The organism is Pseudomonas sp. 7P_10.2_Bac1 (assembly GCF_025465935.1).
In the GTDB taxonomy this organism is placed as follows: Bacteria; Pseudomonadota; Gammaproteobacteria; order Pseudomonadales; family Pseudomonadaceae; genus Aquipseudomonas.
In genome coordinates, this window is sequence record NZ_JANLNV010000082.1 from 229,283 (window position 1) to 252,810 (window position 23,528).

A 23,528-nucleotide genomic window follows, 5' to 3' on the forward strand; every position below is an offset into this window, starting at 1 on the left:
GTCCAGGCCACAATCGCTGAGAGACTCCAGACAGGGAGTGTCCAGCGCCCTGAGCTTTTCCCAACACAGTTAGTGGAGAGATCACCTTGGTAGAGTACGTAGTTTCCCTCGATAAGCTCGGCGTCCATGATGTAGAGCATGTGGGGGGCAAGAACGCATCCCTCGGCGAGATGATCAGCAACCTTGCAGGCGCTGGTGTATCGGTTCCCGGTGGTTTTGCGACGACTTCCCAGGCATACCGTGATTTTCTTGAGCTGAGCGGTTTGAACGATCAGATCCATGCAGCGCTGGACGCGCTGGATGTCGATGACGTCAATGCCCTGGCCAAGACCGGCGCCCAGATCCGTCAATGGATCATGGAAGCCGAGTTCCCTGAGAAACTCAACGAGCAAATCCGTGCAGCCTTCGCGACTTTGTCCCAAGGCAACCCGGACATGGCCGTTGCAGTTCGTTCTTCGGCCACTGCCGAAGACTTGCCAGACGCCTCTTTTGCAGGTCAGCAAGAAACCTTCCTGAACATTCGTGGTGTTGAAAACGTGATCCGTGCGGCCAAGGAGGTGTTTGCCTCCCTGTTCAACGATCGTGCGATTTCTTACCGCGTGCATCAGGGCTTTGACCACAAGTTGGTCGCCCTGTCGGCAGGCGTGCAGCGCATGGTGCGTTCCGAAACCGGTACGGCAGGTGTGATGTTCACCCTGGATACCGAGTCCGGCTTCCGTGACGTGGTGTTTATCACCGGCGCCTATGGCCTGGGCGAAACCGTCGTACAAGGCGCGGTCAACCCGGATGAGTTCTATGTGCACAAGCCAACCCTGGAAGCCGGTCGCCCAGCGATTCTGCGCCGCAACCTGGGCAGCAAAGCGATCAAAATGATCTACGGCGATGAAGCCAAGGCCGGTAAATCGGTCAAGGTGATCGACGTAGAGAAGGCAGACCGTGAGCGTTTCTGCCTGACCGACGCTGAAGTCAGCGAACTGGCCAAGCAAGCGATGATCATCGAGAAGCACTACAAGTGCCCGATGGACATCGAATGGGCCAAAGATGGCGACGACGGCAAGCTGTACATTGTTCAGGCACGTCCTGAAACCGTGAAAAGCCGCACCCAGGCCAACGTCATGGAGCGCTACCTGCTCAAAGAAACCGGCACCGTGCTGGTTGAAGGTCGCGCCATTGGCCAGCGCATCGGCGCGGGCAAGGTTCGCATCATTAATGACGTATCCGAGATGGACAAAGTCCAGCCGGGCGACGTGTTGGTATCGGACATGACTGACCCGGACTGGGAACCGGTCATGAAACGTGCCAGCGCCATCGTCACCAACCGCGGCGGTCGTACCTGCCACGCCGCGATCATCGCGCGTGAGCTGGGTATTCCTGCGGTCGTGGGCTGCGGGAATGCCACTCAGTTGCTCAAAGACGGTCAGGGCGTGACGGTTTCTTGTGCCGAAGGCGATACCGGTTTCATCTTCGAAGGTGAACTGGGCTTCGATATCAAGAAAAACTCGGTGGACGCCATGCCGGAACTGCCGTTCAAAATCATGATGAACGTGGGTAACCCGGACCGTGCGTTTGACTTCGCACAACTGCCGAACGCTGGTGTGGGCCTGGCCCGCCTTGAGTTCATCATTAACCGCATGATCGGCGTGCACCCCAAGGCACTGCTGAACTACGACGGTCTGCCACAAGAAATCAAAGACAGCGTCGACAAGCGCATCGCCGGTTATAGCGACCCGGTTGATTTCTACGTCGACAAACTGGTTGAAGGCATCAGCACCCTGGCGGGCGCGTTTACGCCGAAGAAAGTGATCGTGCGTCTGTCGGACTTCAAGTCCAACGAGTACGCCAACCTGATCGGCGGCAAGCTGTACGAGCCGGAAGAAGAAAACCCGATGCTGGGCTTCCGTGGTGCTTCGCGTTACATCAGCGAAAACTTCCGCGATTGCTTCGAGCTGGAGTGCCGCGCCCTCAAGCGTGTGCGCAACGACATGGGCTTCACCAACGTCGAAATCATGGTGCCGTTCGTCCGCACCTTGGGCGAAGCGAGCCAGGTGATCGACCTGCTGGCAGAAAACGGCCTCAAGCGTGGCGAAAACGGTCTGCGCATCATCATGATGTGTGAACTGCCGTCCAACGCCATTCTTGCTGAAGAATTCCTTGAGTTCTTCGATGGTTTCTCGATCGGTTCCAACGACCTGACTCAGTTGACCCTGGGTCTGGACCGTGACTCCGGCGTGATCGCTCACTTGTTTGACGAGCGTAACCCGGCCGTTAAAAAGCTGCTGTCCAACGCCATCCAAGCCTGTAACAAGGCTGGCAAGTACATCGGTATTTGCGGTCAGGGCCCATCCGATCACCCGGATCTGGCGCTGTGGCTGATGGAGCAAGGCATTGAAAGCGTGTCATTGAACCCGGACACCGTGCTGGAAACCTGGTTCTTCCTGGCCGAAGGTCAAGCGCAAGCTTGATGGGTTGAGAGAAGGGCAGGGCAGCCAATTGGCGGCTCTGCCCTTTAAAAATGTTAGGGCGAGTTCCTGTGCGGATTCGCCCTTTTTTGTGCAAGAGCATTATGCAAAGCAGCAGTCATCTTTTTCCCGTTGCCCTGATCAGCGCTGAGCGTCGGGGTGATCTGAGCGAAGACGTTTATCGCTTGAAACCCGCCAACAGCCCGGATATTTCCGTGGAGTTGGTGGTAACCCGGTTGGGGCTGGCCGATGCCAGCCAGGTGCCCGGTGTGCCGGTCATTCTGTTGCATGGCAGTTTTTCCAATCGACGGTTCTGGTATTCGCCCAAGGGGATTGGCCTGGGGGCTTTTCTGGCGCGGGCCGGTTTTGATGTGTGGCTGCCGGAAATGCGTGGGCATGGCTTGTCGTCGCGCAATATTCACTGGGCCAAAAACCGGGTGGCAGATTACGCACGCTACGATTTGCCGGCCATTGGCGCGTTTGTGCGTGAGCAAAGCGGGCAGACACCGCACTGGATCGGCCACTCCCAGGGCGCAATCAGCCTGGCGGCAGCCTTGGGTGGCCAGTATCTGCAGGCTGCAGAGGTGGCATCCGCTGCGTTTTTTGGTTGTCAGATCAATCGCCGGTATTGGTCGTTGAAAATCCCGCCGGTGCAGTGGGGGGCTTATCTGTTATTGAAGCGATTTGCACAGCTGTCAGGCACACGGCTCAAGCGTGGTCCGGAAGATGAGCCCGTGAGCATTGCCCTGGAAACCCTGCGCTGGAATGGCTTGATGGGGCGCTTCAAAGACGCCGAGCGCGACTGGTGGGCAGGGTTGGCTGAGGCCCAACTGCCGGTTCTGGTGGTGGCAGCGGCGGGCGATCGACAAACACCGGCGTGGGCTTGTCGCAAGCTGTATGACCAGATGAGCGCTGCACAGCGTCAGTTTGTGTGTCTGGGCCGCGAGCATGGCTTTGGTTCCGATTTCAATCATGTCGAAATGCTGGTGAGCCAAGCAGCCCAGCAAGAGGTCTGGCCTTTGGTGCGCAACTGGTTGGTACAAGGAGAGTTCCGCTAACCCGGTCGGTCGGCTTGCGGGGTGGGGTTTCAGGTGTGGTGGCATGCGGTTAATATGTGACGCTGATTGTGTTTCTGGTCATAAATAGTGGTTAGAATGCGGATCGGTTCTCACTGGCGAAGATGCGGCCTGATGGTTTAATGCCGCTATTGGTCAGAGCGTCTATAACAGTAGTGCTGTCGTTTTTTCATCTTGCTGCGCCCACCCTGTACAGGAGCTAGTTCATGAATCACTACATTACGCCCGACTTGTGCGATGCCTACCCCGAGTTGGTGCAAGTGCTGGAGCCCATGTTCAGCAACTTTGGCGGGCGCGATTCCTTTGGTGGCGAGATCGTGACCATCAAGTGTTTTGAGGACAACTCGCTGGTCAAGGAGCAGGTTGAGCTCAAGGGCAACGGCAAGGTGCTGGTGGTGGATGGCGGCGGCTCCCTGCGTCGGGCGTTGCTGGGGGACATGCTGGCCGAAAAGGCCGCGAAGAATGGCTGGGAAGGCTTGGTGATTTACGGCTGCATCCGTGACGTAGACGTGATTGCGCAAACAGACCTGGGCGTTCAGGCACTGGCCAGTCACCCGATGAAAACTGACAAGCGCGGTATCGGTGATTTGAATGTGGTCGTCACGTTTGCGGGCGTCACTTTCCGGCCTGGAGAATTCATTTATGCCGATAACAATGGCGTTATTATTTCGCCTTCAGCTCTGAAAATGCCGACATGATTCAGGGCATAAGCTCAACGCTCTAATCATAAGGACCACGGATGCTAGAGGAAGACAACGCACAGTGGGGGCTGGTTTATGCCCTGCTGCTGGACGGTAAGGGCGGTGCTCGCCATCTCTCACGAGCAGAACTGGACACCCTGGAACTGCAAAGTCACGAAAGCCTCTGGTTGCATTGGGATCGAAGTCACCCGCAAGCACAAAGCTGGTTGCGCGGCGCCAGTGGCTTGAGCGATTTCAGTTGTGACTTGCTGCTCGAAGAAAACACCCGTCCGCGTCTGCTCACGTTGCCTGACAACGAGTTGTTGCTGTTTTTGCGCGGGGTCAACCTCAACCCGGGCGCCGAACCGGAAGACATGGTCTCGCTGCGCATCTTCGGCAGTTCGCAGCGGGTCATTTCGCTGCGTTTGCGACGGTTGCGTGCCATTGATGAAATGCTCAGTGATTTTGAGCAAGGCGATGGCCCGAAAAATTCCGCCGAATTGATCCTGTACCTGGCTCAAAACCTGACCTTGAAGGTCCAGGATTTGATCGGTGACCTGTCAGAAGTCGTCGATGACGAAGAAGATAAGATCGATGCCGACGAACGGTATACCCCGGAGCACGGCGCTATTTTGCCGATTCGACGAAGGGCCGCGGGATTGCGACGTTTTCTGGCGCCTCAGCGGGATATTTTTGGTCAGCTCGCGCGGACCAAACTGCCGTGGTTCAGCAGCGATGTGCTGGATTATTGGAACGAGCTCAACAACAGCCTGACACGCTATCTGGAAGAGCTGGAGCTGACTCGCGAGCGCGTGGGGCTGGTGCTTGAGGCTGTAGACCGGCGCATGAACGAGCGTATGACTCGCATCATGTATCGCTTCGGGGTGATCACCGGGATCTTCCTGCCGATCACATTTCTCACCGGCTTGCTCGGGATCAATGTGGGCGGAGTGCCTTTCTCCAATAATCCTTGGGGGTTTGCCGTGATTTGCGGCTTGATGGTGGTGATTGCAGTGGTGCAGTGGTGGTTTTATCGACGCTTGCAGTGGCTTTGATTCTGGGGGAGATGTGACCCGACCTACATTGCTTGCGTCTTTCACTCAGATACCGAGAGGTGCTTATGCACGATCCGTTTGAACAGTCGCTACGTGAAATGCTCAAAACGCCGTCATCCACCCGTGACGATGACGCGTGTTTGGGTCGAGTATTGAAAACCGCTAATCGTCAGGTTGGCGCGGGTGATCTTTTCAGCCTGCCAGGTCGCTGGATGCAAGCACTGACGATTGCATTGAACAGCGGTTCGGCCCATATTGCGCCCGTTTCGCGACGCAAACCTGCTGCTCGCCCTGCTGATAAGGCTGATTGAACATGGAACTTGATCTCTGGACTCAGAGCCTGGTCACGGCAATGACTGCCCTGTGGACTAAAATTGCCAACTTCATCCCGAACCTTTTCGGGGCACTGGTTGTCGTATTGCTGGGTTTCGTGGTTGCCAAACTGCTCGATACCCTGCTGTCCAAGTTGCTCGCAAAGTTGGGCCTTGACCGCCTGATGGGCGGCACTGGCCTGACCAAGATTCTGGCCCGTATTGGCATCAAGGTGCCGATCTCGATCCTGATCGGAAAAATTGTCTACTGGTTCATCCTGCTGGTGTTCCTGGTGTCGGCGGCGCAGTCGCTGGGGCTGGATCGCGTTTCTGCAGCGCTGGATATTTTCACGGTTTATTTGCCGAAGGTTTTCGGTGCTTTGCTAGTGTTGTTGGCAGGTGTGCTACTGGCGCAGTTGCTCAATGGGCTGGTGCGAGGTGCGGCCGAGAGCGTCGGATTTGATTATGCAAGCGGGCTGGGGCGTGTAGCCCAGGGCCTGGTCATCATCATCAGTATTTCCGTGGCTATCAGTCAGTTGGAAGTTAAAACCGACCTGCTGAACCACGTGATTGTGATTGTTTTGATTACCGTTGGTCTGGCTGTTGCTTTGGCCATGGGCTTGGGAAGTCGAGAAATTGCCGGTCAGATTCTGGCTGGGATCTATGTGCGTGAGTTGTATCAAGTTGGGCAAGAAGTGCGAGTTGGCGAGGTCGAAGGGCAGATCGAAGAGATCGGCACGGTTAAAACCACGTTGCTGACCGAGGAAGGTGAGCTAGTCTCCATTTCCAATCGGATCTTGCTGGAGCAGCACGTGACAAGCCGCTAACGCGGTAAACCCTGCTAATGTATGCCGCCGTAAAAATGCCTGGTTTAAAGGCTGATGCGGTGGCCATTGACCTGACTGTCGGCACGACTCGTTTTGAATAAAGCCCAATCGCTATCCATGCGCTACGATCCCCGCGAGCTCTCTGATGAGGAGTTGGTTGCGCGCGCGCATGATGAGTTGTTTCACGTTACACGTGCTTATGAAGAGTTGATGCGTCGCTATCAACGCACTTTGTTCAACGTTTGTTCAAGGTATTTAGGGAACGATAGGGACGCTGACGATGTCTGTCAGGAAGTGATGCTTAAGGTGTTGTATGGCTTGAAAAATTTCGAGGGAAAATCGAAATTCAAGACATGGCTATATAGCATCACTTACAACGAATGCATTACACAGTATCGAAAGGAACGGCGAAAGCGTCGCTTGATGGACGCATTAAGTATTGACCCCCTTGAGGAAGCGTCTGAGGAAAAGGCGCCGAAACCTGAGGAAAAGGGCGGACTTGATCGCTGGTTGGTGCATGTGAACCCGATTGATCGCGAAATTTTAGTGCTGCGTTTTGTCGCAGAACTGGAATTTCAGGAAATCGCAGACATAATGCATATGGGTTTGAGCGCGACGAAGATGAGATACAAGCGTGCTCTTGACAAATTGCGTGAGAAATTTGCAGGTCTTGCTGAAACTTAGTTCAGTGCAAATGGCTCTACGTGTAGGCAAGGTCTGATAGACTTGCCGCCGAGTTGTCCCCCGGTATGTGGGACTGCTTTACAATCACCAGATGGGGATTTAACGGATGAAACTGAAAAACACCTTGGGCATTGCCATTGGTTCCTTTGTAGCCGCAACTTCGTTCGGTGCCCTGGCACAAGGCCAAGGCGCGGTCGAGGGTGAACTGTTCTACAAAAAACAGTACAACGACAGCGTCAACCACGTACAAGACGGTTACAACCCGGGCGCATCGATCGGCTACTTCATCACTGATGACGTGTCGATCAACTTCGCGTACGACAAGACCAACTACACCCGTTCGTCGACCAATACTGGCAACCAGAAGTTGCAAGGCGACAACTTTGGTCTGAACGCTCAGTACCACTTCGGCACCGTAGGCGACGCTCTGCGTCCATACGTTTCCGGCGGTGTTGCTCACAAGAGCCTGTCGAACGTTGTAGCTGATGGCCACTCGGGCCGTGACAAGTCGACTTTCCTGACTGCTGGCGCTGGTGTTAAGTGGTACATCACTGACAACCTGTTCGCTCGTGCAGGCGTTGAAGCTGACTACAAACTGGACAACGGCCGTTGGGACTACGCTCCTACCGTTGGTCTGGGTGTGAACTTCGGTGGCAGCGGTGGCAAAGTAGCTCCTGCTCCAGTTCCAGCTCCAGCTCCAATCGCTGAGCCAGAACCAGAAGCTCCGATCGCTGAAGTTGTTAAGGTTGAGCTGGACGTGAAATTCGACTTCGACAAAGCTGTTGTCAAGTCCCAGTACCTGCCTGACATCAAGAACGTTGCTCAGTTCATGCAGCAGTACCCAGCGACCAGCACTACTGTGAATGGTTACACTGACAGCGTTGGTACCGATGCGTACAACCTGAAACTGTCCCAGCGTCGTGCTGACTCTGTGCGTCAGGCTCTGGTACAGCAAGGCGTTTCGCCTAGCCGTGTAGACGCAGTTGGCCACGGTAAGTCTGATCCAGTTGCTACCAACGCAACTGAAGAAGGCCGCGCTCTGAACCGTCGCGTAGAAGCAGTTGTTCAAGCTCAATCTAATTAATTTTAGATAGGCTGCTCAGAAAAACCCGGCTCAGGCCGGGTTTTTCTTTGCCTGTGATTTGCCAGGCGGCGCGGCTATAATTGCGCCCACTTTCCGTTACCCTTCGAGTCCATTGCGCCCATGTATAACCTGGCCCGCCAGCTGCTTTTCAAACTCTCCCCCGAAGCTTCTCACGACTTGTCGCTGGACCTGATCGGGGCGGGCGGCCGTCTGGGGCTCAATGGGTTGTTGTGCAAAGCACCGGCGAAACTGCCTGTGACGGTCATGGGGTTGAATTTCCCTAACCCGGTCGGCTTGGCCGCGGGGCTGGATAAAAATGGCGCCGCCATCGACGGTTTCGCCCAGTTGGGTTTTGGCTTTGTCGAGATCGGCACCGTGACGCCGCGCCCTCAGCCGGGCAACCCCAAACCACGTATTTTCCGATTGCCTGAAGCGCAGGCGATCATCAACCGCATGGGCTTTAACAACCTGGGCGTTGATCATTTGCTGAGCCGCGTACAGGCGGCCCGTTATAACGGCATTCTGGGTATCAATATCGGTAAAAACTTTGACACGCCGGTTGAGCGCGCTGTCGACGATTACCTGATCTGCCTGGATAAAGTGTATGCCCACGCCAGCTACGTCACCGTCAACGTCAGCTCGCCCAATACACCGGGTTTGCGCAGCTTGCAGTTCGGTGATTCGCTCAAGCAGTTGCTCGAAGCCCTACAACTGCGTCAGAGCGAACTGACACAACGCCACGGCAAACGCGTGCCACTGGCGATCAAGATCGCCCCTGACATGAGTGACGAAGAAACCGTGCTTGTGGCTCAGGCGCTGCTGGAGACAGGTATGGATGCTGTTATCGCCACCAACACCACCCTCAGCCGCGTTGGCGTTGAAGGTTTGGCCCATGGTGACGAGGCCGGGGGCTTGTCGGGTGCTCCGGTGCTTGAAAAAAGCACTCACACCGTCAAGGTGCTGGCTGCTGAGTTGGCAGGGCGCTTACCGATTATCGCTGCCGGTGGCATTACCGAAGGCAAGCACGCGGCTGAGAAAATCGCTGCAGGTGCCAGCCTGGTTCAGATCTATTCGGGTTTCATCTACAAAGGTCCGGCGCTGATTCGCGAGTCGGTCGATGCTATTTCTGCATTGCCGCGCAAGTAATGGATGGCTGCAGCCAGACGGGCATAAAAAAGGGCTCCTGAGGAGCCCTTGGGCCGAGGCCCGCCGCCTGGATGGGACGGCAAGGTTAAATCGTTGTCGCCTAGAGGTGATGTCGGAGTGTGTCCAGTGTTAGCCGACGGCGTTGATTTCGTTGAGTCTGTGGATGCCCGCAGTGCCTGTCATACCGTCCCAGTTGTCGCCGCGTCCTTCGCGCCAGCCGTTAATCCAGGCTTGGCGTACCGACGGTAGAGTAAATGGGCAAAGCTCACGGGATTTACCATGAACGCCATTTTGATATCCGCGCAAAAATGCTCTTTCCAACGGATCACGCTTAAGTCTTCTCATAGGGTGTTTCCCTCACTTGTTGACTGTTTTATTTAGCGTCGACCTTCCAAAGGTCGGGGCAGATGGATCTGCCGTCGGGTGGGGCTCGCTGTCGGCGTGGCGAGCCCTTGTGTTATCGCCTATGCGGCGACAACCTGCGTCCAGTTCTAACCAATGCATTCAGGTGAGGGAATGATCGTTTTGTCATAAGCACGTAACGATAATGGTGTTACAGCCATAAGACCGGCTGTTTTTGCACACCCGGTTTCGTCCAAAGCCTGATAGGGCAAGTGCTTGCAAAGATGATGAGTTTCATTCTCCGTTGCATATAGCGGCTTGATCGACTCAGGTACTATTCGACGAAGGGTCTGAGTATGACCAATTGTTTCTTAATAAATGACCTGCCTCAGTGTCTAACCTCCGTCTGCTTCAGGGCGGGTTTTGTCATTGATGTGGACCGGCACAGTTTCGTGCCACGCGAGCGCTCTTCAAGAAAAGCGCTTGATTGAAAACGGAACAGGCAATGCGTTGCCTGTTCACAGAAAGCTATAAGCTCAGGAATCCCATGTCGGATCGTAACGAACTCTTCCTTACCTGCCCCAAAGGCCTTGAAGGTCTGCTCCTTGAGGAGGCTATAGGCCTTGGTCTTGAGGAAGCGCGCGAGCATACCTCGGCCATTCGTGGCATGGCAGATATGGAAACTGCCTACCGCCTGTGTCTATGGTCGCGTCTTGCCAACCGCGTGTTGCTGGTACTCAAGCGCTTCCCTATGAAGAACGCTGAAGACCTGTACAACGGCGTGCTGGAGGTGGACTGGCATGACCACATGCTCCCGGACGGCACGCTGGCCGTTGAATTCAGTGGTCATGGCTCGGGTATCGACAACACCCACTTCGGTGCCTTGAAGGTCAAGGACGCGATCGTTGACAAGCTGCGCACGCCGTCTGGTGAGCGGCCGTCGATTGACAAGTTCAGCCCTGATTTGCGGATCCATCTGCGTCTGGACCGCGGCGAAGCGATTCTTTCCCTGGACTTGTCGGGCAGCAGTTTGCACCAGCGCGGCTACCGCCTGCAGCAAGGTGCCGCGCCACTGAAGGAAAACCTGGCAGCCGCAGTGCTGATTCGCGCCGGCTGGCCGAAGATGGCCGCCGAGGGTGCAGCGCTGGCTGACCCGATGTGCGGCGTGGGGACCTTCCTGGTCGAGGGGGCGATGATTGCCGCCGACATCGCGCCGAACCTCAATCGTATTCACTGGGGCTTCGATGCCTGGTTGGGTCACGTGCCGGCCATCTGGAAAAAACTTCACCAGGAAGCCACCGAGCGTGCGGAAATCGGCATGGCCAAGCCGCCATTGTGGATCCGTGGCTATGAAGCCGATCCGCGTCTGATCCAGCCCGCTCGCAATAACATTGAGCGTGCAGGCCTAAGCCACTGGATCAAGATTTATCAAGGTGAAGTGGCGACCTTTGAGCCGCGTCCTGACCAGAACCAGAAGGGCCTGGTCATCTCCAACCCGCCGTACGGCGAGCGATTGGGCGATGAGGCAAGCCTGCTCTACCTCTATCAGAACCTTGGTGAGCGCCTGCGCCAGGCGTGCCTTAACTGGGAGGCTGCGGTGTTTACCGGTGCCCCGGATCTGGGCAAGCGCATGGGCATTCGCAGCCACAAACAGTATTCGTTCTGGAACGGCGCATTGCCGTGCAAGTTGCTGCTGATCAAGGTCACGCCCGATCAGTTCGTGACGGGGGAGCGTCGCACCCCTGAGCAGCGTCAGGCTGAGCGTGAACAAGCCGAGTCGGATCAGTTGGCGGCCAGCGAAGCACCTGTCCAGCCACAGAAGTTCAACAAGAACGGCAACCCGATCAAACCGGCTCCCGTAGTGGTCGAGCAGCCACGTCTGAGCGAAGGCGGGCAGATGTTTGCCAACCGTCTGCAAAAGAACCTCAAGGCACTGGGTAAATGGGTCAAGCGTGAGGGCATTGATTGCTATCGCGTATACGACGCCGACATGCCTGAGTACTCGATGGCGATCGACCTGTATCACGACTGGGTGCATGTTCAGGAGTACGCAGCGCCTAAATCGGTAGACCCGGAAAAGGCCTCGGCGCGGATGTTCGATGCGCTGGCGGCAATTCCCCAGGCGCTGAATATCGACAAGAGCCGAGTGATCGTCAAACGTCGCGAGCGTCAGAGCGGCACCAAGCAATATGAGCGTCAAAGCGCACAGGGCAAGTTCACTGAGGTGACTGAGGGCGGCGTCAAATTGCTGGTGAACCTCACTGATTACCTCGACACGGGGTTGTTCCTGGACCACCGTCCGATCCGCATGCGTATTCAGAAAGAAGCCGCAGGCAAGCGCTTCCTCAACCTGTTCTGCTACACCGCAACCGCGAGTGTGCACGCAGCCAAGGGCGGTGCGCGCAGTACCACCAGCGTAGACTTGTCCAAGACCTATCTGGACTGGGCGCGTCGTAACCTGTCGTTGAATGGTTTTTCGGACAAGAACCGCCTGGAGCAGGGCGACGTGATGGCCTGGCTGGATGCCTGCCGTGAAGAATACGACCTGATCTTCATTGATCCGCCGACGTTCTCTAACTCCAAGCGTATGGAAGGCATCTTCGACGTTCAGCGCGACCACGTGCAGTTGTTGGACCTGGCCATGGCGCGCCTGGCGCCAGGTGGCGTGCTGTATTTCTCGAACAACTTCCGCAAGTTCGTTCTGGATGAGCATCTGGCAGCGCGCTATGCCGTCGAGGAAATTACCGCGAGCACCATCGACCCGGATTTTGCCCGAAACAGCAAAATCCACCGGGCTTGGAAAATCATGGCTCGCTGATACCGGGCCTTGTGCCTGCGGTGATTAGCCCATAAAAAACGCCCCCTTTCTTGCGATCGGGGGCGTTTTTTATGCGTTATCGAAGGTCAGGTTCTGCCCCCCTTTTCATCGCAGTTGCAATGAAAAGGGAGCAGACCGGGTACTAGGGTGCGATAGAGACCGAACGGTTAGCCACTGCTGGTTGGCGATACAGATCAAGCAGGACTTGATCCAGAATCGAAGAGGCACCCCATGGGCGGGGGTCGTTCAAAATGGCCACCACGGCCCACGTGTCGCCGTTGCTGTCACGGCTAAAGCCCGAAATGGCCCGCACGGTGTTCAGGGTGCCGGTCTTGATGTGAGCCTGACCGTTCACGGCTGTGGTTTTCAGGCGCTTGCGCATGGTGCCGTCCTTACCGGCAATCGGCAGCGAGCTGATGAACTCAGCGGCGTAGGGGCTTTTCCAGGCGGCTTGAAGCATTTGCGCCATTTCACGTGCGCTTACACGCTCGGCACGTGACAGACCGGAGCCGTTCTCCATGACCAGATGCGGCGCGGTGATGCCTTTTTTGGCCAGCCATTGGCGTATTACCCGCTGTGCTGCCTTGGCGTCATCGCCGTCGGCATCGGTACGGAATTGCGCGCCAAGGCTCAGGAACAGCTGTTGAGCCATGGTGTTGTTACTGTATTTGTTGATGTCGCGGATAATTTCTGCCAGATCAGGCGAATAGGCCCGAGCCAGCAGTTTTGCACCCTTGGGGACGCTGGCCTGACGGTCCTGACCCTGGATGCTGCCGCCCAGTTCTTTCCAGATAGCCCGTACAGCGCCGGCCGTGTAGGTCGCATGATCAAGCAAGGACAAGTAAGTCTGAGAGTTGCAGCCGTCTGCCAGTTGGCCACTGACGGTCACGACCACCGAGCCATCGGCCTGGGTCACTGGGTTGTAGCGCACATCGCCAGTGCATTGCTTGGCGTTGATGGCCTTGACCTGATTGTCGATGCGGATGCTCGCAATAGGCGGCTCCACCGAGACCAGCACCTTGCCCCCATCGTTGCGAGCGACGAAACGCAAGGCTTTGAGGTTGACCATCAAGGCGTCAGGCTTGACCAGGAACGGTTTGTTTTCATCGTTGCCGTCATCGTTGAACGCCGGCAATTGCGGTTGTTCGAAGAAGTTGCGATCAAGCACCAGGTCCCCGGTGATTTGCTGCACGCCATTGGCGCGCAAATCACGCATCAACAGCCACAGTTTTTCCATGTTGAGCTTGGGGTCGCCGCCGCCCTTGAGATACAGGTTGCCCTGCAAAATACCGTTGTTCAGCGTGCCATCGGTGTAGAACTCGGTTTTCCACTGGTGGGTCGGGCCGAGCATTTCGAGGGCTGCGTAGGTGGTCACCAATTTCATGGTGGACGCCGGGTTCATGGAAACATCGGCGTTGAAAACAGTTGGAACACCTGGACCGGTAAGCGGCAGCAAAACCAGCGATAGGGCATCGTCTTGCAGTTTGTTGGTTTTGAGTGCTTGTTGAACTTTAGGGGTGAGGGTGGCGTTGACAGGAGCGGCATTGGCGCCGAAGGCGAGCGGTAGAAAAAAGCTGGCCAGAAGTAATGGTCGTAAAGATTTAATCATCAAAGTAAAACCCTGCAGGCGAGGGGGAAAAAATAAGAGGGCATGAACAAAAAATCCCTCAATGGTCATAAAAGTGTTGGCATTATGCCCCAAGGTTATCGGGCTTGTGCATCAGCGTATGTCCGGCAGTGACTTATTTAATGCATAAAACGATGAGTCGCTCACACGTAACCGGGCAGCGCCAGTCTTTAGCTGGTAAAGTGCCGCCCGTAATTACTCAAGAGGATTGTTCAATGGCTACTAATCGTTCCCAGCGTCTGCGCAAAAAATTGTGCGTTGATGAATTTCAGGAGCTGGGTTTTGAGCTGAACCTGGATTTCAAAGAAGACCTGTCGGAAGAGGCTATCGATGCATTCCTTGACGCTTTCTTGAAAGAAGCCATGGAAGCTAACGGCCTGGGCTATGTTGGCGGCGACGACTACGGTCTGGTTTGCCTGCAAAAGCGCGGTTCGGTCAGCGCAGAGCAGCGCGCTGCTGTTGAAGCCTGGTTGAAAGCTCGTTCCGAGCTGACCAGCGTTGAAGTCAGCCCGCTGCTGGACGTGTGGTACCCGGAAAAGCCAATCAATCCGGTAGCCTGACGTTAAAGCACAAAGGCAGCCCAAGTGGCTGCCTTTGTGTCTGTATTGCCTTTGCCCGTTCCGGGCGCTATTTCGACCTCTTCCTGATCATTGCCCGCCGCGCTTGTGCGATGTCGCGTGGGTGTCTGTTGTTGTCAGTCGTAAATAGCTTTCTTTTTCCAGTCGCCTTCAGCTTCGTCGGTTTTAAGGCCTTCGGTCAGTTCGTTGACTTCATCGCTGCCAGGCTCAAGCTTGCTCTGCAGCAGGGTGTTGGCGCGCGCCAGTTGCGCTTCAAATATTCTGAGCGATTCGCTGTACGGTGCCGGTTCTGCCTGCTTGCGCAGATACTGCACGCCGCGTTCATAAGCCAGCCGTGCTTGGCCTGGCTGATTCTGCTGGAACGCCAATTGGCCCAGGTTGTTGAAGAACTCAATATGCACGACCACCAGCAGGTGGCGGATCTCCTTGAGCCATTGTTTGGCCTCATTGGCGGGCAGCACTCTATCCTTGGCCGCGCGCGTGATCTGGCCATGCAGCGTTTCAAGCAGAAAGCGCACGTCCTTGGCCTTGGCTTCCGTGAGGATCGGGCGGGGCGGGTTGTTCACCGAAATCGACTCGCCTTGTGCAACGAGGGCTTCAAGTTCTGCAACTCGGGCCTTTAGCGCAGCGCTGTTTTTTTGCAGTTGCAACAGGCGCTGGGTGGCATTGAGCTCAAGGCGGGTCAGCAGCAACTTGAGTGCAGAGGTCATCATTTGCCCGGGGAAGGTCTCGTTGACTTCGCTGCATCGGCGGACACGGTCATTAAGCTCGACGCTAAGGCGGGCTTTTTCCACTTTGTTGTGTTCCACCATGTGGTTTATGTAGCCGATGGCGATCAAAAGAACGATCCCGGCAACGACGAGCAGGGTGATCATGGAAGGCGTCAACGTTAAAACCTCTTCAGGGTGGTCTGCCTGCAATAAAAAGTGGCCGGCAGTGTTGCTAATAGGCTTGCTCTGAAAGTGCGCGCGTTACTTCAGTGAACTCAGGTGTCTGGCTATCTATAGAGAGGTCGGCATTGGATAGGTGCATTTGGCCATCACTCAAGCCTGTTAATCATAGCGCCTTGTAGGATGCTGGAATATAGGCCTCAGGAGACAGGTGTCACACGGCGTAGGAAAAGGCCTTGATGGGAGGGAAGTCATTGATTTCAATAAATTTTCATATTGGGGTTGACGACTTCTAAAACCATCCCTAGAATGCGCGCCAATTGCAGCGTAAAGCGAACAGCGAAACGTCAGCAACCAGTGAAGTTGTAGTGTGTCCCCTTCGTCTAGTGGCCTAGGACACCGCCCTTTCACGGCGGTAACAGGGGTTCGAGTCCCCTAGGGGACGCCAAAGCGGGAATAGCTCAGTTGGTAGAGCACGACCTTGCCAAGGTCGGGGTCGCGAGTTCGAGTCTCGTTTCCCGCTCCATTTTTAAGCAGCTTCGCTCTCGGGCGGGGTTGAGTGAAAGCCAAAGCGAACACTTCGGTGAACGTAGTTGGCACTGAAATGTACAGCGTACGTTTCGGGCAACGTCCCCTTCGTCTAGTGGCCTAGGACACCGCCCTTTCACGGCGGTAACAGGGGTTCGAGTCCCCTAGGGGACGCCATATTGCGGGAATAGCTCAGTTGGTAGAGCACGACCTTGCCAAGGTCGGGGTCGCGAGTTCGAGTCTCGTTTCCCGCTCCATTTTTAAGCAGCTTCGCTCTCGGGCGGGGTTGAGTGAAAGCCAAAACGAACACTTTGGTGAACGTAGTTGGCACTGAAATGTACAGCGTACGTTTCGGGCAACGTCCCCTTCGTCTAGTGGCCTAGGACACCGCCCTTTCACGGCGGTAACAGGGGTTCGAGTCCCCTAGGGGACGCCATTATTGCGGGAATAGCTCAGTTGGTAGAGCACGACCTTGCCAAGGTCGGGGTCGCGAGTTCGAGTCTCGTTTCCCGCTCCAGATTCTTGTTTCACAGAGTGCTAAGTCAGTCTGTAAAACATCTAAAAAAAGAGGCTTAGGCCTCTTTTTTTTATTCCTTTTTTCCACCCCACCTGCCGTCCGTATCAGTGCATAGACAATGTGCCTTGGCACTGTCTCGCGACCCCGAGCTCATTCTGGCTGGCTTTGAATCATAAAGTCGATAAACGCCCGTACGCGTTGCGGTACATGGCGTGCGTGCGGGTACAGCAGGATAAAAGGGCGCCGGGCACCGCCGAATTCGCTCAGTACTTCGCACAAGTCACCACGTTCCAATTGCTCCCGGACCGTGAAACGGTAGGTTTGCATCAAGCCTGCACCGTGTTTGACCAACGTCACAGCGCCCAGATAATCATCGAGGCAGGCGCAGTTGCCTGTGGTTTCCAGTTCGATCAACTGACCTTCCCGGTAAAACGCCCAGGGCAGATTGCGCCCAGTGCTGGGCACTTGGTACTGAATGCAGTCATGTTCGGCCAGATCCGCCAACGAGGTCGGGGTGCCCGCTTCGCGCAAGTATTCGGGCGTTGCAACTACCACCAGTTCGGCTTCTTCCAACGTGCGTGCAATCAGGCCGGAATCGTTGGGCGCGCGGCCGCGAATGGCCAGATCAAAACCGTCGTCTGCAAAGTCGATGTTGCGATTGCTGATATGCACATCCACGTGAACCTCGGGGAATTGCCGGCGAAACGCAGGCAATCGTGGCAGCAATCGATAGTGAGCATAGGGTGTGGGCACGCTGATTCTTAGCAAGCCAGAAGGCTGGCTTTGTCGACCCGTGACCTCACGCTCTGCATCCACCAGTTGCGTCAGGGCCTGACGGCATTGCTGGTGGTAAAGGCGCCCGCCTTCAGTGAGGCGCATCTGGCGAGTCGTTCGCACAAACAATCGCACCCCCAGGCGTTCCTCGAGGCGGGCTACCGAACGACTGACGGCTGCCGGTGTAACCCCGGCCAGATTGGCCGCGGCCGTGAAGCTGCCGGTATCGGCCGCCAGGCAAAACAACTCAATACTGCCCAGTTGAACATCATCGAAGTGACGGGTCATGGCGCTGCCATTAGTTACATGAGGTATCTATTCAAATGCTATGAGCCTCATTTTTCAAGTTTTAAAGCTGGCCTAGAGTGCCTCCACCACCAAGGCATACGCCTTGAATCTGCGGAGAAATATCATGAGTTCAGCTAAAACAGTCATCGTTACCGGCGCCTCCAGTGGCCTTGGCCTGGCCATCGCCAAGGCTTATCTGGACTTGGGTTTCAACGTGGTGGGCAATGCCCGCACCCTGGCCCGCTTACAGGAAGCGGCGAAATCGCTCGGCAACCCGGCCAACTTTTTGCTTGTAGAAGGGGATATTGCCCAGCCGCAAACCACCACCCGTTTGTTTGAGCGCGCCGTGCAAGCGTTCGGCAAGGTCGACATTTTGATCAGCAATGCCGGGATCTTTGTGCCGAGCCCTGTGGCTGACTACACCGAGGCGCAGCTGGAGTCGATCGTCGACACCAACCTCAAAGGCTTCTTCTACCCGGCCCAGGCGGCAGCACGGCATATGACGGCCAATGGCGGCGGGCAAATCGTCGCCATTACCGCGTCTATTGCCCTGCAACCCAACGTGAAAGTCCCGGCGCTGCTGCCGGTGCTGATCAAAGGCGGCCTGAACAGTGCCGTGCGCGGGCTGGCGCTGGAGCTGGCGGCGTCTCAGGTGCAGGTCAACGCTGTGGCACCTGGCATCATCGCGACGCCGATGCACGGCACCGATGAGCCAACCCGTGACTTCCTCAAAACGCTTTCTCCAAGCGGGCGCATTGGTACGCCACAAGACATCGTCGATGCCGTGCTCTACCTCACCTCGTCGACCTTTGTCAGTGGCGCCATCATCCCGGTTGATGGCGGCAGCACTGGCGGCACCTGGTAATCAGCGAGGAAACCGACATGCCTTACGTCAATATCAAGGTGACTGATGAAGGGGTTACCGCCGAACAAAAACGCCTGCTGATTGAAGGTGTGACTGAGTTGCTGCAACAGGTCTTGGGCAAGCCGCCGTCGACGACCTACGTGTTGATCGATGAAGTCTCGACCGATAACTGGGGCGTGGGTGGCGAGACCACGACTCAGCGACGCGCCCGACAAAAACTCAACGCGTAGCAAACGGGCTTGCCCGCGATTGGTTCGGCAAGGTGCCATAGTCGCACCGCGTGGTAAGGATCGCGCGCAAGCCCGCTCACATGCAGCGGCGAATTACAGACCAGCTGTTTCAAGCGTTCTAAGCTAATAACCAAACGATCTGCAAGAAAAATGCGGCTCGCGCCACACAGGGATTCAAACCTATTTTTTGAGTCCTTCAGATGTCGCATTATTTTGACAGCGCTCAGCAACAAGACATTCAGGCCTTATCCAACACCTTCACCGGCCGTACTCAGTGGCCGACCTGGCTGCTGCTGATTGCCGTGCCCAGTGCCTGGTTTGCCTTGATGCTGGCCAGCCCGGCGATCGGCGCAGGCTGGACCATTGTGTTGTTGATCCCGGTGGTGGTGCTGTGGATGTCGGTTCAGCACGAACTGCTGCACGGCCATCCCACGCGCTTTAATTGGCTGAATAAAGTGCTGGGCTACGCGCCGTTTGCCTTGTGGTATCCGTACACCCTGTACCGTGACAGCCACTTGCAGCATCACCATGATCACGACTTGACCATCCCCGGTGTCGATCCCGAAAGCCGTTACCTGAGCCAATTGGGCTGGCAAAACAGTTCAGCCTGGTTTCGCGGGCTGCTCTGGCTCAACAAAACCGTGCCGGGCCGCTTGCTGGTCGGGCCGCCGCTGGCCTTGTTCGGCATGGCCAAAAGAGAACTTCAACGCTTGCGCCAAGGCGAGCGCAAGGCCTGGTTAATGTGGTTGACCCATGGCTTTTTCACCGTGCTGATGTTTGTCTTCATTGCCCGCTACAGTGCGCTGGCGATCTGGCAATACGTGTTTCTGGTCACCGTCCCGGTGCTGTCGATCGGCATGGTGCGCTCTTTTTATGAGCACCGGCCCGCCGCACTGCCTGAACAGCGCACGGTTCTCAACGAAGCCGGCTGGCCGTGGACCTGGCTGTTCCTGAATCTCAACCTGCATTTGGTCCATCACGACTTGCCACGCTTGCCGTGGTTCTACATGCCCAGGGTGTATCAGGCGCGCCGTGAGCAATGGCAGCAGCGCAGTGGAGGTTATGTGGTGCACGGCTATGGTCAATTGATCCGTCGCCATTCGGTGCGCGCCATTGATAGCCCGAAACACCCGTTCGTTTAACGTCAACAGGAGCGTTGTATGTCAGGCGGTTACGCAGAATTATTGATGTACGTGGCCCCGCAGCCAGTACGTGACGCCAACGAGCAATGGCTGACGCGCATCCTTGATCGGTTGCAGGTCACGCGCTACGACGCCGGCGGCCTTGAGTTGCTGGCGTTGTTTCGCTCGCCAGAGTTGGTGCTGACGCAAACCTGCGGCTACCCCTTGCTGACGCAGTTGCAGGGGCAGGTTCAAGTGGTGGGGCGTCCGCGTTATGAATGGCCGGACAGCAGCGGAGGAACCCATTGCAGTGTGATCGTCAGCCGTGAGTCCGACTCGCGTCTCGAACTGGCAGACTTCAAGGGCAGCCGCGGGGTGATCAATGACCGGCACTCCAACAGCGGCATGAACCTGTTGCGCCATCGACTGACGCCCTTACAGCAGGACGGGCGCTTCTTTGCTTCGGTGGCCACCAGCGGCGCCCATCAGCAAAGCCTGCGCTGGGTGCGCGAAGGCTGGGCGGACCTGGCCTCTATCGACAGCGTCACGTTTGCCTACTTGGCGCGCTATGCGCCGGCCGAAGTCGCCGGGTTGCGGATTGTCGCGCGCACCGCGCAGAGCCCGAACCTGCCTTACATCACAGCGTTGAGTGCTGGCACTGCAGGAGCCGAGCGTATTCGTGAGGCAATGAACCTTGCCCTCCAGGAGTTGCCACACGTAAGTGCCACCTTGGGTTTGCAGGAAGTATTACCGGCCAGCGAAGCGGATTACCAACTCGTTATCGGCTATCAGCGCGAAGCCAGCGCTGCGGGTTATGACGTCCTGCGTTAACCGTACGAGCCACTGCACGCGCGGGCGTGCGGCCGGTATTTTGCCCCTATCCATGACAAGAGAATCCGCATGACTAACATTAAAAAATGGCTCGGTGGCTCGCTGCTGGCACTTGGTCTGTTGAGCCAGCCGGTCTTGGCAGACACTAAAAATACGCCGATCCACTTTGGCGATATCACCTGGGAAAGCGGCAGCTTCATCACCGAAGTACTGCGCATCCTCACCGAAAAAGGCTACGGCCTGAGCACCGATACCTTGCCTGGCAGCACGGTGAGCCTTGAGGCCGCCCTGGCGAAAAACGACATTCAGGTCATTGGTGAAGAGTGGGCCGGGCGCAGCCCTGCGTGGATCAAGGCCGAAGCCGAAGGCAAAGTTTCCGGCCTGGGCGACATCGTGAAAAACGCCAGTGAAGGCTGGTGGGTGCCTGAATACGTCATCAAGGGCGACTCGGAAAAAGGCATCAAGCCGCTGGCGCCGGATTTGAAGTCGGTCGACGATTTGAAGCGTTACAAAGACGTGTTCCGTGATCAGGAAGACCCCAGCCGTGGGCGTTTCCTGAACAGCCCTACCGGTTGGACCTCCGAGATCGTCAACAGCCAAAAACTCAAGGCTTATGGCCTGGACAAAGACTTTGTGAACTTCCGCACCGGTTCCGGTGCAGCACTGGATGCCGAAGTGGCTTCACTGATCCGCCGTGGCAAGCCGGTACTGTTCTACTACTGGTCGCCGACCCCGCTGATCGGTCGCTACAAACTGATCAAACTGGACGAACCAGCCTTCGATGCCGAGGCCTGGAAAACCCTGTCTGACGCCAATAATCCGAACCCGAAGGGCACACGTTCGTTGCCGGCTAAACTGGCGATTGGTGTTTCCACGCCGTTCAAGACCCAATACCCGCAATTGGTCGAGTTCTATGAAAAGGTCGATTTCCCGATCGATTTGCTCAACAAGACCCTGGCCGACATGAGCGAAAAACGGACCGAGCCACGCCAGGCCGCCGAAGCCTTTTTGCGTGAACAGCCGCAAATCTGGCACAACTGGGTAACCGCCGATGCGGCGCAGAAAGTCGATGCGGCGCTTAAAGCCAATTAATTTCCTGAGTACGAGCCATGCATGTTTCCTGAAAATCTGACGTTTTCCATTGCCGGTTGGGTCAATGGCTGGGTGGATGCGCTGGTCAGCAACTACGGGGATGTGTTCCGACACATCTCCGATACGCTGTTGTGGGCCATCGTTAATCTAGAAAACCTGCTGCGCATGACCCCGTGGTGGCTGATGCTGCTGATTGTTGGGGTAATTGCCTGGCACGCCACGCGCAAGGTGTTCAGCACATTGCTGATCGTGGGGTTGCTGTTTCTGGTCGGCGCGGTAGGGCTGTGGGACAAGCTGATGCAAACCCTCGCGCTGATGATGGTGGCTACGGTGATTTCAGTCTTGCTCGGCATCCCGCTGGGGATTCTGGCCGCGCGCAGCAACCGCTTGCGCTCGACGCTGATGCCGCTGCTGGACATCATGCAAACCATGCCCAGCTTTGTGTACCTGATCCCGGTGCTGATGCTGTTTGGACTGGGTAAGGTGCCAGCCATTTTTGCCACGGTGATTTATGCGGTACCGCCGCTGATCCGCTTGACCGATCTGGGGCTGCGCCAGGTCGACCAGGAAGTGCAAGAAGCGATCACGGCTTTCGGGGCTAATCCTTGGCAGCAACTGTTCGGCGTGCAATTGCCGTTGGCCATGCCGAGCATCATGGCAGGCATCAATCAGACCACCATGATGGCGCTGTCGATGGTGGTGATCGCCTCGATGATCGGCGCTCGTGGTCTAGGCGAGAACGTGTTGGTGGGCATTCAAACCCTCAACGTTGGCAAAGGGCTGGAAGCCGGTCTGGCCATCGTGATTTTGGCCGTGGTTATCGACCGCATTACCCAAGCCTATGGCCGACCACGGCATGGGGCAAAAGATGAGTGATGGTGTGAGCAACAAGATCGAAGTGCGCAATGTGTTCAAAGTGTTCGGCAAGCGTGAACACGAAGTCCTGGCGCTGATCCAGCAAGGCCTTAGCAAAGCCCAGGTACTGGCCAAGACTGGCAGCGTAGTAGGGATCAACAACCTGTCGCTGTCGATTCACGCCGGTGAGGTGTTCGTCATCATGGGCTTGTCCGGGTCGGGCAAGTCGACGCTGGTGCGGCACTTCAACCGACTGATAGACCCGACCAGCGGGCAGATCCTGGTGGACGGTGAAAACATTCTCGAGTACGACATGCCGGCTTTGCGCCAGTTTCGTCGGCAAAAGATCAGCATGGTGTTCCAGAACTTTGGCCTGCTGCCACATCGCAACGTATTGGACAACGTGGCGTACGGTCTCAAGGTGCGCGGTGAAAGCAAGGCGCAGTGCGCAGAGCGTGCGCGGCACTGGATCTCGGTGGTGGGCTTGCAAGGCTATGAGCAAGCCTACATCCACCAGCTTTCGGGTGGCATGCGCCAGCGGGTGGGGTTAGCCCGTGCGTTGGCGACAGACACTGACATCATCCTGATGGACGAAGCATTCAGTGCCCTCGACCCACTGATCCGCGCCGAGATGCAGGACCAGTTGCTTGAGCTGCAACGCACACTGCAAAAAACCATTGTGTTTATCACCCACGACTTGGAAGAAGCGCTGCGCATCGGCAATCGCATCGCCATTCTCAAGGACGGGCAGTTGGTGCAAGTGGGTACGCCGCAAGAGATCCTGCAGAATCCGGCGGACGATTACGTGAATCGCTTTGTTCAGCGCCACCGTACCCAGATCGAGTGATGG

At 56.5% G+C, this 23,528-nt stretch carries 22 protein-coding genes and 6 tRNA genes; 24 read left to right on the plus strand and 4 right to left on the minus strand.

Annotation, left to right across the window (positions count from 1 at the left end; genetic code table 11):
* Positions 1-86: 86 nt before the first annotated feature.
* From ppsA to NTD86_RS18885, 9 genes are all read left to right on the plus strand, one after another.
* Entirely contained in the window at positions 87-2,462 is a 2,376-nt protein-coding gene (gene ppsA / locus NTD86_RS18845; RefSeq protein ID WP_262204406.1) for a phosphoenolpyruvate synthase, read from the plus strand.
* A 101-nt stretch (positions 2,463-2,563) separates the two neighbouring features.
* A complete protein-coding gene (locus NTD86_RS18850; protein ID WP_262204408.1) occupies positions 2,564-3,517 on the plus strand; it encodes a lysophospholipase in 954 nt (317 codons plus the stop codon).
* Between the two features lie 224 nt (positions 3,518-3,741).
* The gene (rraA, locus tag NTD86_RS18855) at positions 3,742-4,233 is read left to right on the plus strand and encodes a ribonuclease E activity regulator RraA (RefSeq protein ID WP_262204410.1); all 492 of its coding nucleotides are present in this window, start codon (positions 3,742-3,744) and stop codon (positions 4,231-4,233) included.
* 41 nt (positions 4,234-4,274) lie between these two features.
* A complete protein-coding gene (locus NTD86_RS18860) occupies positions 4,275-5,270 on the plus strand; it encodes a zinc transporter ZntB (RefSeq protein WP_262204412.1) in 996 nt (331 codons plus the stop codon).
* Positions 5,271-5,335: 65 nt separating this feature from the next.
* Positions 5,336-5,581, plus strand: coding sequence for a CrfX protein (locus tag NTD86_RS18865; protein ID WP_262204414.1), 246 nt, complete (start codon positions 5,336-5,338; stop codon positions 5,579-5,581).
* A gap of 2 nt (positions 5,582-5,583) precedes the next feature.
* The gene (locus tag NTD86_RS18870; RefSeq protein WP_048369832.1) at positions 5,584-6,408 is read left to right on the plus strand and encodes a mechanosensitive ion channel family protein; all 825 of its coding nucleotides are present in this window, start codon (positions 5,584-5,586) and stop codon (positions 6,406-6,408) included.
* Between the two features lie 93 nt (positions 6,409-6,501).
* Positions 6,502-7,092, plus strand: a complete 591-nt coding sequence (gene sigX / locus NTD86_RS18875) for an RNA polymerase sigma factor SigX (RefSeq protein WP_088500243.1) — start codon at positions 6,502-6,504, stop codon at positions 7,090-7,092.
* A 106-nt stretch (positions 7,093-7,198) separates the two neighbouring features.
* Entirely contained in the window at positions 7,199-8,176 is a 978-nt protein-coding gene (locus NTD86_RS18880; RefSeq protein ID WP_262204417.1) for an OmpA family protein, read from the plus strand.
* 120 nt (positions 8,177-8,296) lie between these two features.
* Positions 8,297-9,322 (plus strand): quinone-dependent dihydroorotate dehydrogenase, encoded by a 1,026-nt coding sequence (locus NTD86_RS18885; protein WP_262204419.1) that lies wholly within the window; start codon positions 8,297-8,299, stop codon positions 9,320-9,322.
* 129 nt (positions 9,323-9,451) lie between these two features.
* Here NTD86_RS18885 and rmf read toward each other — a convergent pair whose 3' ends face one another.
* Positions 9,452-9,667 carry a ribosome modulation factor gene (gene rmf / locus NTD86_RS18890; protein ID WP_082148720.1) on the minus strand — a complete coding sequence of 72 codons (216 nt, stop codon included), beginning with the start codon at positions 9,665-9,667 and terminating at the stop codon, positions 9,452-9,454.
* Positions 9,668-10,211: 544 nt separating this feature from the next.
* Here rmf and rlmKL point away from each other — a divergent pair.
* On the plus strand, positions 10,212-12,482 hold the full coding sequence (rlmKL, locus tag NTD86_RS18895) for a bifunctional 23S rRNA (guanine(2069)-N(7))-methyltransferase RlmK/23S rRNA (guanine(2445)-N(2))-methyltransferase RlmL (protein WP_262204421.1): 2,271 nt from the start codon (positions 10,212-10,214) through the stop codon (positions 12,480-12,482).
* Positions 12,483-12,624: 142 nt separating this feature from the next.
* On the opposite strand, the gene dacB is transcribed toward rlmKL, so the two are convergent.
* Positions 12,625-14,091, minus strand: coding sequence for a D-alanyl-D-alanine carboxypeptidase/D-alanyl-D-alanine-endopeptidase (dacB, locus tag NTD86_RS18900; RefSeq protein ID WP_262204423.1), 1,467 nt, complete (start codon positions 14,089-14,091; stop codon positions 12,625-12,627).
* Between the two features lie 233 nt (positions 14,092-14,324).
* Between dacB and NTD86_RS18905 the strand changes: the two genes are divergently transcribed.
* Positions 14,325-14,669 (plus strand): YggL family protein, encoded by a 345-nt coding sequence (locus tag NTD86_RS18905; RefSeq protein ID WP_262204425.1) that lies wholly within the window; start codon positions 14,325-14,327, stop codon positions 14,667-14,669.
* A gap of 134 nt (positions 14,670-14,803) precedes the next feature.
* Here NTD86_RS18905 and NTD86_RS18910 read toward each other — a convergent pair whose 3' ends face one another.
* A complete protein-coding gene (locus NTD86_RS18910) occupies positions 14,804-15,562 on the minus strand; it encodes a hypothetical protein (protein ID WP_262204427.1) in 759 nt (252 codons plus the stop codon).
* A 387-nt stretch (positions 15,563-15,949) separates the two neighbouring features.
* Between NTD86_RS18910 and NTD86_RS18915 the strand changes: the two genes are divergently transcribed.
* The 6 genes from NTD86_RS18915 (at position 15,950) to NTD86_RS18940 (ending at position 16,622) form a co-directional block, all read left to right on the plus strand.
* Positions 15,950-16,025, plus strand: a tRNA-Glu gene (locus NTD86_RS18915).
* A 2-nt stretch (positions 16,026-16,027) separates the two neighbouring features.
* Positions 16,028-16,103 (plus strand) — tRNA-Gly (locus tag NTD86_RS18920).
* Between the two features lie 103 nt (positions 16,104-16,206).
* A tRNA-Glu gene (locus NTD86_RS18925) sits at positions 16,207-16,282 on the plus strand.
* A 4-nt stretch (positions 16,283-16,286) separates the two neighbouring features.
* A tRNA-Gly gene (locus NTD86_RS18930) sits at positions 16,287-16,362 on the plus strand.
* Between the two features lie 103 nt (positions 16,363-16,465).
* Positions 16,466-16,541: transfer RNA gene (locus tag NTD86_RS18935), tRNA-Glu, on the plus strand.
* A 5-nt stretch (positions 16,542-16,546) separates the two neighbouring features.
* Positions 16,547-16,622, plus strand: a tRNA-Gly gene (locus NTD86_RS18940).
* A gap of 150 nt (positions 16,623-16,772) precedes the next feature.
* Here the strand turns inward: NTD86_RS18940 and NTD86_RS18945 are convergent.
* The gene (locus tag NTD86_RS18945) at positions 16,773-17,684 is read right to left on the minus strand and encodes a LysR family transcriptional regulator (RefSeq protein ID WP_262204429.1); all 912 of its coding nucleotides are present in this window, start codon (positions 17,682-17,684) and stop codon (positions 16,773-16,775) included.
* A gap of 124 nt (positions 17,685-17,808) precedes the next feature.
* Between NTD86_RS18945 and NTD86_RS18950 the strand changes: the two genes are divergently transcribed.
* The 7 genes from NTD86_RS18950 (at position 17,809) to NTD86_RS18980 (ending at position 23,525) form a co-directional block, all read left to right on the plus strand.
* Positions 17,809-18,549, plus strand: coding sequence for an SDR family NAD(P)-dependent oxidoreductase (locus tag NTD86_RS18950; RefSeq protein ID WP_262204431.1), 741 nt, complete (start codon positions 17,809-17,811; stop codon positions 18,547-18,549).
* Positions 18,550-18,566: 17 nt separating this feature from the next.
* Complete coding sequence (locus NTD86_RS18955) at positions 18,567-18,779, plus strand: tautomerase family protein (protein ID WP_262204433.1); 213 nt, start codon at positions 18,567-18,569, stop codon at positions 18,777-18,779.
* 200 nt (positions 18,780-18,979) lie between these two features.
* Positions 18,980-19,921: a fatty acid desaturase gene (locus tag NTD86_RS18960; RefSeq protein ID WP_262204435.1), complete on the plus strand. Its 942-nt coding sequence runs from the start codon at positions 18,980-18,982 to the stop codon at positions 19,919-19,921.
* Between the two features lie 18 nt (positions 19,922-19,939).
* Positions 19,940-20,731 (plus strand): phosphate/phosphite/phosphonate ABC transporter substrate-binding protein, encoded by a 792-nt coding sequence (locus NTD86_RS18965; protein ID WP_262204437.1) that lies wholly within the window; start codon positions 19,940-19,942, stop codon positions 20,729-20,731.
* Positions 20,732-20,800: 69 nt separating this feature from the next.
* A complete protein-coding gene (locus NTD86_RS18970; protein ID WP_262204438.1) occupies positions 20,801-21,823 on the plus strand; it encodes an ABC transporter substrate-binding protein in 1,023 nt (340 codons plus the stop codon).
* Between the two features lie 21 nt (positions 21,824-21,844).
* Positions 21,845-22,699 carry an ABC transporter permease gene (locus NTD86_RS18975; RefSeq protein ID WP_262204439.1) on the plus strand — a complete coding sequence of 285 codons (855 nt, stop codon included), beginning with the start codon at positions 21,845-21,847 and terminating at the stop codon, positions 22,697-22,699.
* Complete coding sequence (locus NTD86_RS18980; protein ID WP_262204441.1) at positions 22,692-23,525, plus strand: glycine betaine/L-proline ABC transporter ATP-binding protein; 834 nt, start codon at positions 22,692-22,694, stop codon at positions 23,523-23,525. Before NTD86_RS18975 ends, NTD86_RS18980 begins: the two co-directional genes overlap by 8 nt.
* Positions 23,526-23,528 lie beyond the last annotated feature (3 nt).